Source organism: Turicibacter sp. KK003, assembly GCF_037014675.1.
In the GTDB taxonomy this organism is placed as follows: domain Bacteria; phylum Bacillota_I; class Bacilli_A; order MOL361; family Turicibacteraceae; genus Turicibacter; species Turicibacter faecis.
Map to the genome: position 1 here is coordinate 1,433,077 of NZ_CP142738.1, position 18,140 is coordinate 1,451,216.

Below are 18,140 nucleotides of genomic sequence, written 5' to 3' on the forward strand. Positions count from 1 at the left end.
TTTTCGTTAGTGTTTCTCCCCATTCTTCGTGTTATACCTGTTAAGAATCTCCAAAGTAAACGCATTACTTTTTGCTACAACTTGATTATATCGTTTTCATAAAATTAATACAATGTATAATTCTCATGTAACCGGTAACACTTTATCCGACACAATACCCCACGATTCCGTAATCGGTTCCAGTTCCGCAATAAGACAAAAAAAGGAGCTTTTTTCACAAAAAAGCTCCTCGTTTTGTCGGAAATCGAAAGGTTAAAACGTAGTTATAGACCATTCAATTTCATTAATTTTTTGTTTTACACGATTAAGTTCCATCTCCGGATGAATCGTCTCTTCATGTGAAATGGTAATAATCGACATTGCCTGAGCCAACTTCACTGTATCTAAAATAGATAGTTGATTTAAATAACTATAGCCAACACCTGCAATAAAAGAATCTCCCGCTCCCGTTACGTTTATCACGTCTACCTTGTTCGGCTTCACAATACCTTCTTCTACAGGGGTACAGTAATAAACACCATCTGCATCTAAACTAATAAAAATATTTTGGATTCCGAGCGAAAGAAAATATTTTCCTGCGCGACGAACATCTTCAACTGTTTCTAATTTAAACCCACATAATACTTCTGCTTCATGACGATTAGGTTTCACGGTGTGAAAGTACGGCAATAAATCTTTGATATTTGCTGCTTTTGCTGCAGAAACAGGATCTAATACAAACTTTGTTTTCTTGTTATATTTCTTCACAATATATTCTAAAATTTTCGGATTATCTGCTCCAAAGAACATATATTCAGAACCTTCAATCACATCTGATTTCGAATCAATAAATTCTTCTGTGAGATGATGCTCTACATCAATATCAACAATAGCAGAGACCATTTCACCCTTTTCATCAAGGATGGCAACATAAGTTGGTGTTGAGGCCCCTTCAATAATCAGTGAATCAGACATATCAACGTTGATTGATTCAGAGTGCTTTAAAATGCTTTTTCCTTTTTCATCATTACCTAGAACGGAAATAAATTTTGTATTTGCTCCCATTCTTGCCATATTTTCAGCAATATTACGACATACGCCACCAAAAGATACTTTCACACGCCCCGGATTTGAGTCATGAGAACGGTAATTGTGAGCCGTAAATCCAAAAATATCGTAAATGGATATTCCAAAAACTAAATTATACGCATCGTGATTGTTTTTCATGCTTGTTAGCCTCTCCCTTTAGTTAAAAATAAAGCCATTTAATTGGTATCATTTATCATAAAATAAATCAATTCATCTACTAACTTTCTAATAAAAACAAGCAATAACAAAAATGTTATTGCCCCATTCTTATAACTCGTAATCAGAAACAACGCGTGAAGTTGCCGCAGGTTTTACAATTTCTGTTGCCACTTTCACATGTAATGGATGTGCCTGATAATATTCTAAAGCAGCTTTATCTTCTAACTCTGAATATAATACGACATCATAAGATGCATCCGATTGTAAGAAATCAATTCCTACTTCTAAATGACGAAGACCTTCGATTTTTCCGTTTAATCCTTCTAAAGCTTCTTTAATTTGTTGCGCTGTTTGTTCTTTTGTTAATCCATTTGTTTCTTTAATTTTCCACATCACAATATGTTTAACCATTGTTAGACCTCCATCTCTTTGCTTGTTATCTTTATTTTACTGAAAAACGACATATTATTCAATAGTTCGACGGCGTTTGTATGATTTTTAATCCGCTTTCAAATAAATCGGATTAGAGAGCGCATATTCATAGGATGTCGTTAACACCTCAAATGCAACCCATTGATAATCTGATAAATTCAAATTCAATGTTCCTAGGTTGGGGACATTTTTTGCTAATGGAACTTCCTGTATAATTTCTCCATCTGCAATAATATTTAACTGCATTAATTCAGACTGGTTTGACGTTACTAAATACGCAATCTCAGCATCCGTTACCCCACTTATTTCATCACCGAATGTTTTATCATTTATCGTAATATCCATTAAAGGCCCATTGGTCATAAAAACATGACCTTCTTTTATTCCTTTTAATATTCCTGCTACCGTTAACTCATCCGCCTTAATATAATTCCGTGGTTCTCCGACGGATCCTCCATCTGCTAACCATCGATTATAGTGCTCGTTTTTCGTTATTCCTTCACCTATAAGGGCTCCATTAATATCATAATTATTTGAATTAGCCACTGCCGTTATTTTCATTCCTTGATTTAACAGTTCAAACCATTTCTCTCTTCGTAAAACGTTAGCGGTCATTTTTTTCTCTAACCCTTCTAAGCTTCTAATTGGAGGCACTTGTTGGCCATTCCAAATTTCAATTGCATCGATTCCTTTCCCCTCTAATAAGGACTTAATTGAATCATTTAAAGCATCGGTGAGTAGGATTCCGTTTGATTCATGAATTTGGTGGCCTAATTGATTAATCGAATCGATCGAAGCTTCTGAATCAAGCGTTAGTTGTTTTGGAACATTTACGGCCACATATCGTTGTTGACGATGCATGACTGTTTGACCTGACAGTGCAAGATAATGGACCTGATCCGCCAATGCATTCCACTCATCATTACCATCAACGGTATTTTCATCGGCCAATGCCCCATAACTTAGCCCATTTGCTAAATTAGCCGTCAAAACTTCCTCAACCGTATTTTGTCCCTCTGAACTAAAATGGGAGTGTTGATTAAAATCACCACCATAATAATCCTTTGCTCTCCAGTCAATCAGTCGGGTAAGAATCGTAGGTTTAACCTGAACAGGCTGTCCCTGACGAACCTCCACAGGAATTGATTTTCGTTCATACTCATATCCCCTCGATAGTTCGATCGTATAATATCCTTCATCTAGATGAATTCCAAACTCCCCTTTTAGATTCGTTTGAATTCGTTTAACAAGGCCACCTTCCGAATCAAAAAAACGAATTTCCGCGACCAGGGGCTTCCCATCCTCATCAATGACCTGTCCCGATACCTTCTCTTGTTGCAATTCTATTTTGAATCCAAACACTGATAACTCCGTGTCTGTTGACTCTAACTGATTAAAAAGACACCACGCTCCGACCAAGATCAAACAAATCAAAAGATACAGAGACCATCTCTTCATATTCATCACCTTTTAAATTATAACATTATTCAATAGTCTTCCCAGTTTTTCCTTTATTATACGTCGATTTTAAAACAACGAATCTTTCAGAAGCACAAATACCAAAAAAAGGGATGAATCATTTCATCCCTTTTTCATCTCTTCTTGTTATTTCATTTGTTTTAAATAACTCTCTCCAATAAGTGGTGCCTTAACTCCAAAGTTTTCAGCGACCGTTGCCCCAATATTAGCAAATGTTTTCCCAATAGGTAATTCTCCTCCTGCTACCATAGATGGAGAATACATAATGACTGGAATATACTCACGCGTATGGTCACTTCCTGAGGCAATTGGATCATTTCCGTGATCCGCTGAAATAATCAGTAAATCGTCTTCTTTCATCTTCGTTAAAACATCACCTAATTGACGATCAAACGCTTCTAAACATTTCGCATATCCAAGTGGATCTCGACGATGACCATACAACGCATCAAAGTCTACTAAATTTAAAAAGGCTAACCCTTCAAATGGCTGATCCATCACCTGAAGTAATTGGTTCATTCCATCCTCATTTGATTTCGTTAAAATGGCTTCTGTAATCCCTTCTCCTACATAAATATCATTAATTTTACCAATAGCAATGATATCTTTTTTTGCATCTTTTAATTCATTTAAAACGGTTCTGTCAAAAGGTTTTAAGGCATAATCGTGACGATTTGGCGTGCGTTTAAACGCTCCTTTTTTGTCTCCAATAAATGGACGCGCAATAATACGTCCGACCTTCCAGTCCTCTTTCATCGTAATCTCACGCGCCATTTTACACATGTTCCAAAGTTCTTCAATCGGAACAATTTCTTCATGTGCTGCAATTTGCAATACAGAATCTGCTGACGTATAAACGATAATAGCCCCCGTTTTCATATGTTCTTCCCCAAGTTCATCTAAAATCTCAGTTCCTGAGGCTGACTTATTCCCAATTACTTTGCGACCTGTACGTTTTTCTAATTCATCGATTAAATCCTGTGGAAACCCAGTCTCTGTGAAGGTTTTAAACGGTTCCGTAATTTTAAGCCCCATAATTTCCCAATGACCAGTCATCGTATCTTTTCCTACAGACAATTCTTCACATTTTGTATAATATCCCTTTTCTGGTTGATGCGGGTCAACCCCTTGTATTTCAGTTAAATTTCCTAATCCTAACGACTGCATATGAGGCATATTTAATCCTTTAGCAGCTTGTGCGATATGTTTTAACGTATTTGCTCCTTGATCATTATAATCTTTAGCATCCGGTAATTCTCCGGCACCTACTGAATCCATGATAATTAAAAATATACGATTATATTTCATATCTAACGTCCTTTCTTAACGACAACTAAATCTTTATTAGTATTTAACAATCTATCCATATTTATTATATGTTATTTTTTTTAACTTGTGGAGTCTCTTTCTTTCAGCGCCTGAGCTCGCGGATGTGTATGCTCAAACAACTCCTTTAAATGCTCCTTACTCATATGCGTATAAATTTGAGTGGTCGAAATATCTGAGTGCCCCAACATCTCTTGCACCAACCTTAAATCCACCCCATTTTCAATTAAATGCGTGGCAAATGAATGTCTTAATTTATGGGGCGAAAGATTTTTAGTAATCCCCGCCATCTGGGCTTGCTTTTTTAATATTTTAAAAAATCCTTGCCGCGACATAGGATCACCAAAGCGATTTAAAAATAAGACATCCGTCGATTTCTTTAATAACTGTGGACGTGCTTTTTCTAAATAGCGCGTTAAAACGTCAGAGGCAACTTCCCCAATTGGGACAATCCGTTCCTTATCTCCCTTCCCACGACACTTAATAAATTGCATCGATAAATGAATATCGACAATGTTTAAGGCGAGCAACTCGCTCACTCGAAGACCTGAGGCATACAACAATTCGACCATGGCGTGATTGCGCAAGTCAGCTGCCGTTTCTTCAGTAAAACTTTCTAAAAGTCGTTCCACCTCAGCCACGCTTAAAACTTCCGGTAAATCTCGACTTAATTTCGGGCTTTCAATAAGATCACATGGATTTTGCGAGCATAGGCGCTCAATCATCAAATATTGATGAAAGGTACGTATGGCGGATAAGTGACGCGCAACGCTTTTAGTATTTAGACCTCGTCCATAAAGCTCAATCAAATACGTTTGAATGTGTTCACGCTTAATCTGATTAAAATGCTCAATGGATTGCTGCTCTAGATAAGTAAGGTAACCTCCCAAATCACGTGCATAATTTTCTTTTGTATTCAAACTTAGCCCGCGATCAATGGTTAGATAGGTTAAAAAACTTTCCAATTCTCTTTCTTTTATCACCTGTTCTGCCACTTAAACCTCGATCTCTTGATATCAATCGATGGAATGGTACATCCTCGTTTAAAAACCAACAAACGAAACAAACAGCTTTGAGCCCCTTTAAATCGATTGATCGCATCCGGTCTAGTGGCAATCCCTCCTCTCTTTCTAAACTAAATAGCCCATAACTCCCCTCTTTCCATCGCTAGGTTTGATGATGACTTCAACACCAACCCTTCAAATGATCCGCTCACGTTTTTTAATAGTGAAAAACCCCTACTTTTGTAGAGGTTTTTCACTATTCTCTAACGATTGACAGTCTGAACAAATGCCATATAGTGTTAGATCATGATCCTTAACTTGGAACCCGTACTTTTGTTCAATAAAGGTCTCATACGATTCAAGTTCATCTGCAATCTCTATAATTCGACGACAATTTGTACAAATTAAATGATGATGAAAATGATTTTCCTCGTCTAAATCAACAACATCATAATAGTTCACACCATCATTTTTTATTTTTACATTTCGAACAATTCCTAACTTCTCAAAAAGTTCTAATGTTCGATAAACCGTTGCAATTCCAATCGAGTCATCGATATGTTTCACTAAATCATAAAGTGCTTCGGCTGAAAAATGTTCATGCGGATGATCAATAATGACTTTTAATATCTGTTTGCGTTGTTTGGTTAGCTTTGATCCTGATTTCATTATCATCGTTTCATATGTTGAAAGTTGTGTCATAATTTCACCATCTTGCTAAATCTAAATTTTGTTATAATTTATTATAACACTTCTCTTTCAAAATTAATATTTATTTGCTTGTTTAAGTGTGAAGTTGCATCCGATGAAGTTGAAATAAAATCATCTGCTGATTGTTGAATGGTTTCAGACTTTCCAGCCTTCTCAAATTGTTGGTAAACAACAGGCTGAATGAGGTAAGTGACACCTGCAGTCAACAGCGTTAGCACCGTAATGATTACTAATTGATAGAAATAGTATAACAAATGCTTTTTCAATAATAATTTATTCTTCTTAAAGAATAAAATCTTTACCGCCATAATGACAAAACGGACACTGAAGTAACCGCTTAAGATGGTAACCCCTAAAATTAACAAATATTGAATTAACCAAAGAAGACTTGTTAAAATGGCCTGAAATGGTGATAATGCCTGAAAAATAAAGAAGACATTAAATCCTGCAATAACCCCTTTTAAAAAGACTAAAAACAAGTTTACGATAACTCCCACTCCAGTTAATCCTAATACCCACATACTTCCTTGATACATAAACTGTTTATAAAATAGTTGATTAAATGACCAACTTTCCTGATTAAAAACATTAACATTTTCATTTACATAGTTCGCCATTAAACTTTGGGATGATTGTTCCAGTTTAACGTAAAGTGAAGCCCCAATAATATCACCAATTATGACGAGTAGTAGTAAGACATATAAAACATATAAGACATACGAGAACGATTTTTTGCGACGTTTTTGTGCGACCATGAGCACTTCCCCCCTTCTTCTTCAACCTTATGAAAGAAGACTCAGGATTATGCCTAAATGAGTTTAATTTTTTTATTTATTTCATTCAGTCTAACATCACCACGTCACTTCTTCATCAAAAAACACCATTCCCTTTTCATGAATGGTGCCCTCTAGCGTTGCCTTCTTACCAACGTTGCGTCAACATTAAATATTGAATCGCATAGACCGTTTTAAAATCACAAATTCGCCCCTCTTCAACGGCAGCTAACGCCTCCTCTTTTGATAAGTGGTAGACATTTAAAAATTCATCCTCATCTCCCTGAACAGGATGCTCTAATTTTTTGGGATTCATAACTAAATAATTTTCAATATATTCATTACAAAAACCAGGCGACGTTGCAAAACGTCCAATCATTTTTAATGAATCACACGTATAACCCGTCTCCTCCTCTAGCTCTCGCTTAGCCGTCACAGACGTTAACTCACCTTTTTCAATCTTTCCTGCGGGAGTTTCAAGTGTTAGCCTTCCAACAGGATAACGGTATTGCTCGACAAGAATTAAACGACGTTCCTCGTCTAAAACAATTAAATTCACCCCACCCGGATGATTGACGACGACGCGCTTCGCTTCTAATTGATTAGGTAATTGCACCTCATCCTCTGTCACACTCAAAAATGAATTACGATAATATTCCTTCGTTGTTAGTTGTTTTTCAGTTAAATTTTTCATTCGTTTTTCTTTCCTTTCTGAATTCCCTTTTGAATCAAATCCGCCCCATATTTATTTTTTATCTCTTCCATAGTCTTCCTAATTTTCCCTTCCCCGACAAATGACTGATAATTAAATAAGTTTAAAGGCTCAGTTGTTTTATTAGTATGCACTAAATTGGAGGTATATACCCCGATTAACCGTAACGGTTGCCCCTCCCAGTGATCATCAAACAATCCCTCAACAAGCGGGTATAATTCATTCATATGCTGGATAGGCTTCGATACAGTTAAACTACGCGTCATCTGCTTAAAGTGTGTATCCTTGAGTTGTAGTGACACTGTTTTTGCATAGAGACCATACTTTTTTAAACGATTGGCGGTTTTCAAACACATTTTTTTCGCTTCTTCTTTAATTTCACGTTCAAAATAATAATCCTTAGAAAACGTCGTTGAATGACCAATGCTTGACGGAACTTCATATCGCTGTGGATCAACAATACTCAAGTCCTCCCCCCTCGCATGCTCTATCCATTTCAAGGCCTGACTTCCAAACAACCACTCTAATCGTTCAACTTCATGAAAATGAACCAGATCCCCAATCGTCTGTATTCCAAGTTGTTTTAATTTTGGAGCCGAAGCTTTCCCAACACCAAACATCTCTTCAATAGGCCGTGGCCATAACAGTTGTGGTAAATCCCGCTTTCTTAAGACCGTAATCCCATTTGGTTTTTTCATATCCGACGCCATTTTCGCTAAAAACTTATTCGGTCCAATTCCTACACTACACCCAATCTTTAACTCATTGAAAATACGTTGCTGCATTTGCAATGCTAACTGCACAGGATGCACCCCACCTTCTTGAAAAAGAGCCGTCACATCTAAATAAGCCTCATCAATCGAAGCTTTCTCAACTTGATCGGTATACGTGTGAAGAAGATCAAGAAATTGCCTTGAAACCTGTTTGTACAAGTTAAAATTTGCGGCAATAACCACTAAATTAGGACACTTCCTTTTGGCCTGAACAAGTGGCATCGCACTGCTCACCCCATACTTTCTCGCGACATAATTAGCAGTCGTTACAATCCCACGCTTTGATGACTTTTCTCCCGTAATCGCTACGGGGACATCCTTTAACTCTGGACGCCTCGCTATTTCACAAGAAGCAAAAAAAGCATTTAAATCAATATGGAAGATAATTCTAAATATAGGCTTTTCCAACGGTAAATCCTCTTCCTTTTTTTAGATATATATATTATAATAGATTCAGTTACACATAACATTATAGCAAAAGTTGTCTATGAGGTGAATTAAATATGGCTAAAAAGGCTCCGCATAATTTAAACAAAATGAAGGGAACAAAAATTTTATTATTAATTCTCGCTTTATCATTTGTTGTTGTTCCTGTTATTTCATTAATCATCAGCATCATCGGCTTACGCGATATGCCATTCTTTTAATAAAAGAAAAACATTTACTTTACGTAAATGTTTTTTTTATTTTTACGGAACATATACAACTGAAACAGGATCGGATTCAACTTGTGCCTGAGATAAAGCACTAACCGCATAAGTATAGGTTTGATTTGGATTCGCACTTGAATCCGTATAATGTTGAATGAGCGACTTTTTATTTTTTCCTACCACATCAAGAATAGACGCGGCATCATTAAAGTCGATTACATCCCGCTGACTCGATTTCGGAGCACGATAGATCACGTAATATTCACTATAATTCTCTGGCATATCCTCAAATTGAACCAATACACATCCTTCATCACAAGGAGTAACCTTTAACTGACTGACAGGGAATGTTTCTCCTTGTTGTAGCCATGGTCGAGAAGGGATGAGTGCATAATTCGTTAAAACCTCATTTTCTAAACTCACAATGGCCTGATTCAATACTTCTTGCCCCGGTAGATGATGGTGTGAAATTAATAAATTATGATATGTAAAAAAGGCATATCCATCGACATGGTCGAGATGCGAAAGATATCGAATTTGATTAACGATCTCTTCTTTATTCTGCCACGCAGGATTTTGTGCATCTTCATTGTAAAGATATAACCCTATCCCCATATAAAGTTGCGTTTTAGAATTTATCACAATCTTATTCCACCAATCGGAAACATCAGCAAATGTTGAAAGTGGATCAATAAATGACCAATAATTTTGAGGAACGATATAATCTATCCACTGTTCGTCAATCCATAGTTTTGAATTAACAAACTCGCTTAATGAGGAAAGTTGATTAGGTGATGTTTGTGAACCAATACCTCCCGTTTCCTCAGCCGAAGCCCATATACCGAAAGGACTAATTCCAAAGGCCACACTTTTTTTAGCTAACCGGTTGTATTCACTAATGGCCTCTGATAGCGTTCGAATAACTTCATTGATGTTTGACTCACGCCATTGGAAAATCGTTTGATGGGGAAGATGATAAGTCTCGTAAGTTTGATAGTCTGGACTTTCATCGGCAAAACTGATAACTTTAATCACTCCGTTTTCTTCCACCTGATAAGAGTATGGATAAAAAAAGTCATCAAAATGAACGGCATCAATTTCATACTTTTCTGTCACTTCCATGACCGTCTGCACAATAAATTCTCGAACCGCAGGAATCCCTGGATTAAGATAAATTTGTCGATTAAAATAATAAACCCAATCCGGGTGACGTCTCGCATAATGCGTGTCGCTAAGTGTCCGTAACAGACTCTCTTTCGTCGAATCACTTGGACCTGTCGGTGTTAAGCGGAATGGATTAAACCAAGCATGGAATTCAATTCCTACGTGATGTGTCGCATTAATCATCCAAGCCAACGGATCAAATTCTCCCCAATTTGGTTTGACTCCTTGTTCGCCTGTTAAATAAACACTCCATGGATTAACACCCGACTCGTAAAAAGCATCTCCTTCCGGTCGAACTTGAAAGAAGATTGCATTTAATTTTAATTCTTTGCATCGTTTAAGAATAGCCAAAAATTCCTGTTTAAATTGTTCCACATTAAATCCGTTTTCATAGACCGATGTGGACGGAAAGTCATTATTCCTAACTGTGGTAATCCAAACACCTCGAAACTGTTCTTTCTTAGAAACGATCGAGGTGGGGGTGTATACCGTTTTACCTCCACTTGCTATCGGCTCAAAAACCACCTTATTTGTTAACTCTTTTCTCGAAGGAGTAACCTCTTTTCTTATCTCCTCCGGCGTATTTAATTCCACCTTCCCTTCCGCTAACATGCGTTCATTTAAAAACCGTAACTGTCGGCAATATGGACAATTACAAGTTAACTTATATAGATGAATTTTATCATTTCCCATTTTAAATTTAGAAGATTAGAAAGCATCGTATTTCTAATCTCCCCTTCCTCCTCTCACAGCGCATTTAACTCCCTTTTAGGAAGTTCCATTCTGAATTAATATATGCACATTCATCATGAGAGGTTCATCCAACTTAAACGTAAAAAAGCACCGGAAAACCCGATGCTTTTTTTAAATCTTGTTTTATGATGCAGCTTTATTTTTATGTTCTAAACGTAATTTATCGGCAATCATCGCAATAAACTCTGAGTTTGTTGGCTTTGATTTTGATACGCTTACTGTATAACCAAAGATGTTTGAAATAGCTTCAATATTTCCACGATTCCATGCCACTTCGATTGCATGGCGAATAGCACGCTCAACACGTGAAGCTGTTGTTTTATATTTTTTCGCAACATCTGGATATAAAACTTTTGTAATTGATCCAAGTAATTCGATATCATTGTAAACCATATTAATCGACTCGCGTAAGTATAAATATCCCTTGATGTGTGCCGGTACACCCATCTCGTGTAAAATATTTGTAATTTCTGATTCTAAATCAAACTCTTTAACCACAGGACGTTGATTTGTATATAAATTATTAATTGGCTTTGAAACTTCAGTCGTATCAAAACGAACATTAATATCACGAATAATTTTTACGATTTTATTGATTTCAAATGGTTTCATAATAAAATATGAAGCTCCTAATTCCGCAGCACGCATCATAATTTTCTCTTGGTTGAATGCTGTAAACATAATAATATGGCGTGGACGTTTATATAAAGTTGGATTATCTTTTAATTCTTCTAACACACTTACTCCATCTAAGTCTGGCATCACCACATCTAATAATAAAATATCGATGTCGCGCTGTCTTAAAACAGATAAGACCTCATTCCCGTTTCCTGCTACCTCAACAACTTCCATATCTTCTTGTAATGAAATGTATTCTGATAATACAGTGATTAGTTCTTTATTATCATCTGCTAATAAAACTTTTAATTTACTCATTTTTTGGCCCCCTAATTTTTCCGGTTATATATCTATTAAATTACACTTCCTTACATTTTTCAATAATTACTTTATATTTTTTGTGAGATTATAAAATTTCTTAAACCTATTCGACAAATTTTTTTTATCACCTTTTGTCTTTTATTTCTTTTTAAACCCTTTTCACGCTCTTGTGTCAAATAATGTCGAAAAAAGACTAATACGTCATTAAGCTACTTTTGTGACCATTTTTTGAGCTGGATATTCAATTCCTACTTCTTGCAACATCCATTCAATAAAAATTCCATAGCCGAGCGTCGAATCATGAACAAGGACATGGGTAACTGCACCAATTATTTTCCCGTCTTGAATAATAGGACTCCCACTCATTCCTTGGACAATCCCCCCCGTTTCTTCTAATAAACGAGGATCTGTCACTGTGTATTTAATTCCCTTAATTGCCTTTTCACTTTGAACATTTACTTCTGTAATTTCAATGTCAAACGCTTCGATTTTATTTCCATTTAAGACCGTTAAAATTTGTGCTGGACCCTTTTTCACCTCATTGATATAAGCCATTGGAATTAAGTCTTTTTGGCTCATCTCATTAGATTGCATCAATCCATAAACACCGTATTTATTATTTTTTTCTAATGTTCCTAATTTTTCATCAAATAAGATGTCCGCAACCTTTTCCCCGGGCTTTCCTGTCGTCGCCTTTCTCACAGATAGAACATTAGAGTTGATAATTTCACCATTTTTTATATTAACTAACTGGTTAGTGTCCTGATCAATAATTTCATGCCCTAATGCTCCATACTTATTCGTATTAGGATCGATAAAGGTTAATGTCCCTATACCGGCTAATTTGTCACGTAAATAAAGCCCTGTCGTACAAACACCTTCGGTCGAAATCACCGGATGAACGGTGATATTTTCTGTTTTACCTTGGCGGTTAATCGTTAATATCATTTGATTGTTTTCTTTCGCTAACATCAACTGTTCTTTATACTCCTCAATTGTAGAAATCTTTTGATTATTAACTGCTAAAATCATATCTCCTTTCATAACCCCCGCTTCCTTAGCCGGGTTAATAGTTCCACCTTCCGTATTCACAAGGTAGGTATCGACAACGACTAATCCATCTGTTTGAATCTTAATTCCTATGGCATCGCCTCCAGGAATTAACATATAACGATTTTGATTTTGCTTTTTAGAAGCCGTTCTTTCTGCCTGCTTCGTCGAGACTTCATATATTTTTCGCTTTTCATCAATATGTAAAAGTTGGTCATTATTAGATTGGGCCCATACATATGTTTGTGCTGGAGCGCTAATACTTAATAAAGAGAAGACAAATATTAATATCGTATGAATTAAAAACCTATTTTTATTTATTTTTTGATTCATATTGCGCCTCCTTTCAACTTTCTTCGACACGAACTACATTACTATTATGGCTATTTAAATAACAAATATCTAAAAAAAAGAATTCCAATTTTCTGTTTATGTAAACAAAAATAAGGAATTCTTTTTTTTTATTTTTGTAAAAGCAATTGTTCAGCATTAAGGAGTGCTGATTCCGTAATATTATCACTACTTAACATTCGAGCAATCTCTTTCATTCGCTCCTCAAAGGATAATTCTTTCACCTGCGTAACAGTACGTCCATTTTTTTCATGTTTACTCACGTGAAGATGATGATCAGCAAGTGAAGCAACTTGAGGCAAATGAGAAATACATAATACTTGCTTCTCCTTAGAAATGTCTTTCATTTTTACTCCAATACTTGAAGCAACCTGACCGCTTACACCTGTATCAATTTCATCAAAAATAATAGTTGAAATACACTGACCACGATGCAAAATAGTTTTGAGGGCAAGCATGATTCGTGATAACTCTCCACCAGAGGCAATTTTATTGAGAGGCTTTAATGGCTCACCCTTATTTGCGCTTAATAAAAATTGAATATCATAAATTCCGTGTGTAAAAAAAATCGTCTCTAATCTATCTTCTATAGCTAAGCGTTTAAATTCTACATCGAACTGCGCGTTAAATAATTGTAAGTCTTTTAATTCTTTCACTAGCTGTTCCTTAATTCCATCGGCAACTTCCATTCGCCTTTCATTTAGTTCTTCACCCTTTGAAATAACGACATGATACGCTTGTTCTACCGCGGCATATAATGTTTCCTCATAATGTCCGGCATCCTCAAACAGTGATAAATCATTCACAAGTTGCTCATAATAATGAATAATCTCATTAATTTCAAGACGATATTTACGTTTTAATTGTTGAAGTTCATTTAAACGCATTTCAATTTCTTCAAGTTCTTCAGGATAATAATTAAGTTCATCTAATTTGGATGAAATAACATTTACAAAATCCTCTAATCCATAATAGATATCACCCATTTGCCCTACAGCCGGGGTCAAGGTTTCATCTATCGAAGAAAGGTTTTGTGTTGACGTATAGGCGTGATATAACCGTTCTAAGGCTCCACCATCACTCGTTAAAGATTGTAAAATTTGACTATATGTTTTATGGAGCTTATCCGAATTTAAAATAAGATTTCGTCTCTCCTCAAGCTCTTCAAATTCTCCAGATTTTAATTGGGCCTTCTCAATCTCGTTTTTTTGGAAAATCATTAAATCCATTCGGCGTTGGGTCTCTTCCGCATTACGCTTAAAAGAAAGATATTCTTGTTTAGCCTGATTATAAGTTGCAAGAGCTAATTGATAAGCTCTATTTTTTTCAGCCGTCTCACCCGTTAAATCCAAATGATCGATTAATTGATAATTATACTCATTTTGAAAAAGACGGTGTGTATCATGTTGAACATGAATATCCACGAGATATTGACCTATTTCCTTTAATTGAGTAGCAGACAACAGTTCTCCATTCACTCGAATTTGACCATTCCCTACTCGTTTCACGATTCGTTTAATCAGTAGTTGATCTTCAATCTCGATTCCCAACGCGGATAAATATTTTTTTACAGGTTTATTTTCTGTGACTTCGAAAATTCCCTCAATCACCGCTGCCTCTTCGTGATGACGGATAAGGTCCGTTGACGCACGATCCCCTAATAATAAAGAGATAGCATCAATAATAATCGACTTTCCTGCTCCTGTTTCACCAGTCAACACCGTCATATTTTTTTTAAAATCTAATTCTAAATGTTCAATAATTGCCATGTTTTTTATACTTAAATGCGATAACATATTCATCACCTACTCTAAGGGGTTATTCCTAAACATTTGTTCGATAATTTAATCTTATCATAGATAATACCGGGATTTCAAGTCACACTTTAAGAGATTCTTTTATTTTTCAAAAACAGTAGAAAACGCGCGCTTTCATCTTATCAAAATAAAAAAAGCATTCATGATATGAATGCTTTTTTATCGTTCAACCATGCTTTATCATGACTGAAATTAAAGTTGTTGATGCGCATCTGCTACAATCCGTTCAATTTCTTTTTCATCAATTGACGTGCAAACCTCATCCTGATATTTAATATAGGCTAAGAATTCGATATTTCCTTCGCCCCCCTTAATCGGTGAATACGTTAATCCGAGTACACTTAACTCTAACGCCGTAATAAAATCCAAAATTTCTTTCACTACTTTTGCATGAACCTTCGGGTCACGAACAATTCCTTTTTTACCGACTTGGTCTTTTCCAGCCTCAAATTGAGGTTTTATCAGCGCAACAACCTCACCATTCTTTTCTAATAACTGCTTTAAAACCGGGAAAATAATTTTCAATGAGATAAACGAAACATCGATGCAAGCAAATTGTGGTGCACCGTATGCTAAATCCTCCGGCGTCATATATCTAAAATTTGTACGTTCCATACAAATAACGCGTTCATCTTGACGCATCTTCCAATCTAACTGATTATAACCCACATCAACTGCATATGACAATTTCGCCCCATTTTGTAACGCGCAATCCGTAAAACCACCCGTAGAAGCACCAATATCGATAATAATCTTATCTTTTAAATCAATAGGGAAAATTTGAAGTGCCTTTTCTAACTTTAATCCCCCACGGCTAACATACGGACACACATTTCCCTTAACCGTGATAACTGCCTCCACAGGAACCTTTTCCCCTGGCTTATCCACTCGTTCTTGATTGACTAGAACTAATCCCGCCATAATCGCCCGTTTAGCATTTTCGCGGGAACTAAAATATCCTAATTGGGTTAATAATACATCAATTCGTTCTTTTTTCATATTTTTTTGACACCGACCTATTTATTAATGACTTGCTTAATTTCCTGTTTCACGTCTTGTAAACTAAGATGTAACTCTTCTAAAATTTCTTTAACGCTTCCGTGTTGAACATAAAGGTCAGGAATTCCTAACCTTCTTACATCAACCTCTTGTTTTGTCTGATTATAATATTCCAAAATGGCCGTTCCTAAACCACCAATGACTGCTGATTCCTCATAAACAATAAGCGGAACCTTTTTAAGTGCCAATTCATCTAGCAATTTCGTATCTAGCGGCTTAATAAAACGGGCATTAATCACGCCGACTTTCATTCCAAGTTCGTCGTCTAATTGTTGAGCGAGTCCTACAAACTCATCTAAAATAGGTCCCATTGAAATAATATAGGCATCTCCCCCTGCTTTCAACGTAGACCATGATCCCACTCGAACACATTGAAGCGACTCATAATTAACATCGACTTTTAAAACCTCACCACGTGGATAACGAATAACAACTGGCCCCTCTATCTGATAAGCGGTATACATTAAATCCCCAGCTTCCTTCGCATCCTTAGGCATCATCATGACTAAATTTGGAACAGGCCTTAACATTGGAATATCATAAATTCCCTGATGGGTCTCCCCATCAGCACCTACAATCCCCGCACGATCCACACCAAAAACAACATTTAATTTTTGACGGGCAATATCGTGGTGAACTTGATCAAAGGCACGTTTAAAAAACGTAGAATAAATCGAGACAAAAGGCTTCATCCCTTGCGTGGCCATTCCACCTGCCATCGTCACCGCGTGCTCTTCCGCAATTCCGACATCAATTAATCGATCAGGATACAACTTTTGATAATCATTTAACGCTGAACCATTAATCATCGCTGGCGTTATCACAGCAACACGAGAATCATGTTTCGATAGCTCAATTAAAATATTGCAAATATGTTGACTCCAAGAGATGCGTTCTTGATCCCGAACCGCGCAAATCGATCCCGTCTCCTTATTAAACTTCCCAACTCCATGCCATATTCCTTGTTTATCTTGCTCTGCGTAAGTGTAACCTTTTCCTTTTTTAGTTTTCACGTGAATAATAACCGGCTTATCTACGGTTTTCGCTACATTTAAATTTTTAATGAGTTCCTCTAAATTATGTCCATCAATCGGCCCTAAATATTTAAACCCCATTGCATCAAATAAACTTTCACCGATTACAAAACGTTTGACCCGCACTTTAGCGCGCGACATGAGACGTTTTAACACCACGGAATTTTTCAATAAACGCTTCACGCGATGTTTCGTTTTTAAATAAGAGGCATTTGTGCGTAAATTTCCAAAAATATTATGCAGGGCTCCGACATTTTGAGAAATAGACATCTCATTATCATTGATAATAACAATAAGTCTTCGGTTAGTATGTCCAATATGATTCAGTGCCTCGTAAGCCATTCCACCTGTTAATGATCCATCTCCAATGACAGCCACTACATGATAATTTTCTTTCTTTAAATCCCGGGCGTAAGCCATTCCAACCGCCGCAGAAATCGAGGTTGAGGCATGTCCTGTCTCCCAACAATCATGAGGTGACTCCTCGCGCTTTGGAAACCCTGATAATCCTTTATACTGTCTTAACGTATTAAATCGTTGAGCTCTCCCTGTTAGTATTTTGTGAGTATATACTTGGTGTCCAACATCCCAAATGAATTTATCTTCTGGCGTATTAAAAACTTTATGCATCGCAACTGTCAACTCGACTACCCCAAGATTTGAGGACACATGTCCCCCAGTTTGTGATAAAGAATCAATCAAAAATGTTCTAACATCATCGCATAAAACTTGCATTTCCTGAATGGATAAATTCTTGATGAATGAAGGATCCGTAATCTTGTTGATGTCGTACATCCTAATCACTCCAACCTTGTTCCATCTATTAATCTTTATCTAATCCTTTATATCATATCATATTTCGACGTTTATTCCTATCTCGGGACCT

General features: G+C 36.4%; 16 protein-coding genes. 1 reads left to right on the forward strand and 15 read right to left on the reverse strand.

All coding sequences use genetic code 11. From position 1 onward, the window contains the following. Positions 1–252: 252 nt before the first annotated feature. The 9 genes from VXM77_RS07060 to VXM77_RS07100 all read right to left on the reverse strand — a co-directional run bounded on the left by VXM77_RS07060 (position 253) and on the right by VXM77_RS07100 (position 8,845). Positions 253–1,206 (reverse strand): carbohydrate kinase family protein, encoded by a 954-nt coding sequence (locus VXM77_RS07060; protein ID WP_262950613.1) that lies wholly within the window; start codon positions 1,204–1,206, stop codon positions 253–255. Between the two features lie 129 nt (positions 1,207–1,335). After that, positions 1,336–1,638: a Dabb family protein gene (locus VXM77_RS07065; RefSeq protein ID WP_161831615.1), complete on the reverse strand. Its 303-nt coding sequence runs from the start codon at positions 1,636–1,638 to the stop codon at positions 1,336–1,338. An 87-nt stretch (positions 1,639–1,725) separates the two neighbouring features. Further along, positions 1,726–3,117 (reverse strand): CehA/McbA family metallohydrolase, encoded by a 1,392-nt coding sequence (locus VXM77_RS07070; protein WP_161831616.1) that lies wholly within the window; start codon positions 3,115–3,117, stop codon positions 1,726–1,728. A gap of 147 nt (positions 3,118–3,264) precedes the next feature. Continuing rightward, positions 3,265–4,446 carry a phosphopentomutase gene (gene deoB / locus VXM77_RS07075; protein WP_161831617.1) on the reverse strand — a complete coding sequence of 394 codons (1,182 nt, stop codon included), beginning with the start codon at positions 4,444–4,446 and terminating at the stop codon, positions 3,265–3,267. Positions 4,447–4,526: 80 nt separating this feature from the next. Then, positions 4,527–5,447, reverse strand: coding sequence for a site-specific tyrosine recombinase XerD (xerD, locus tag VXM77_RS07080; protein ID WP_338505811.1), 921 nt, complete (start codon positions 5,445–5,447; stop codon positions 4,527–4,529). Between the two features lie 255 nt (positions 5,448–5,702). Then, a complete protein-coding gene (locus tag VXM77_RS07085; protein WP_161831618.1) occupies positions 5,703–6,170 on the reverse strand; it encodes a Fur family transcriptional regulator in 468 nt (155 codons plus the stop codon). A gap of 41 nt (positions 6,171–6,211) precedes the next feature. Then, on the reverse strand, positions 6,212–6,934 hold the full coding sequence (locus VXM77_RS07090; RefSeq protein ID WP_161831619.1) for a hypothetical protein: 723 nt from the start codon (positions 6,932–6,934) through the stop codon (positions 6,212–6,214). Between the two features lie 166 nt (positions 6,935–7,100). Next, positions 7,101–7,646, reverse strand: coding sequence for an NUDIX hydrolase (locus tag VXM77_RS07095; RefSeq protein WP_262953604.1), 546 nt, complete (start codon positions 7,644–7,646; stop codon positions 7,101–7,103). Then, entirely contained in the window at positions 7,643–8,845 is a 1,203-nt protein-coding gene (locus VXM77_RS07100; protein ID WP_262950617.1) for a DNA polymerase IV, read from the reverse strand. Before VXM77_RS07100 ends, VXM77_RS07095 begins: the two co-directional genes overlap by 4 nt. Before the next feature lie 95 nt (positions 8,846–8,940). On the opposite strand from VXM77_RS07100, the gene VXM77_RS07105 reads away from it, so the two are divergent. After that, the gene (locus VXM77_RS07105; protein WP_202618723.1) at positions 8,941–9,084 is read left to right on the forward strand and encodes a hypothetical protein; all 144 of its coding nucleotides are present in this window, start codon (positions 8,941–8,943) and stop codon (positions 9,082–9,084) included. Between the two features lie 42 nt (positions 9,085–9,126). Here VXM77_RS07105 and VXM77_RS07110 read toward each other — a convergent pair whose 3' ends face one another. The 6 genes from VXM77_RS07110 to dxs all read right to left on the reverse strand — a co-directional run bounded on the left by VXM77_RS07110 (position 9,127) and on the right by dxs (position 18,049). Beyond that, positions 9,127–10,845 (reverse strand): family 10 glycosylhydrolase, encoded by a 1,719-nt coding sequence (locus VXM77_RS07110; protein ID WP_161831622.1) that lies wholly within the window; start codon positions 10,843–10,845, stop codon positions 9,127–9,129. Positions 10,846–11,127: 282 nt separating this feature from the next. Next, positions 11,128–11,940, reverse strand: a complete 813-nt coding sequence (gene spo0A / locus VXM77_RS07115; RefSeq protein WP_161831623.1) for a sporulation transcription factor Spo0A — start codon at positions 11,938–11,940, stop codon at positions 11,128–11,130. Between the two features lie 207 nt (positions 11,941–12,147). Further along, positions 12,148–13,326 carry a SpoIVB peptidase gene (gene spoIVB, locus VXM77_RS07120; protein WP_161831624.1) on the reverse strand — a complete coding sequence of 393 codons (1,179 nt, stop codon included), beginning with the start codon at positions 13,324–13,326 and terminating at the stop codon, positions 12,148–12,150. Between the two features lie 128 nt (positions 13,327–13,454). Beyond that, a complete protein-coding gene (gene recN, locus VXM77_RS07125) occupies positions 13,455–15,140 on the reverse strand; it encodes a DNA repair protein RecN (protein ID WP_338505813.1) in 1,686 nt (561 codons plus the stop codon). A 213-nt stretch (positions 15,141–15,353) separates the two neighbouring features. Next, positions 15,354–16,160, reverse strand: a complete 807-nt coding sequence (locus tag VXM77_RS07130; protein WP_161831626.1) for a TlyA family RNA methyltransferase — start codon at positions 16,158–16,160, stop codon at positions 15,354–15,356. A gap of 17 nt (positions 16,161–16,177) precedes the next feature. Further along, positions 16,178–18,049, reverse strand: coding sequence for a 1-deoxy-D-xylulose-5-phosphate synthase (gene dxs / locus VXM77_RS07135; RefSeq protein WP_161831627.1), 1,872 nt, complete (start codon positions 18,047–18,049; stop codon positions 16,178–16,180). Positions 18,050–18,140 lie beyond the last annotated feature (91 nt).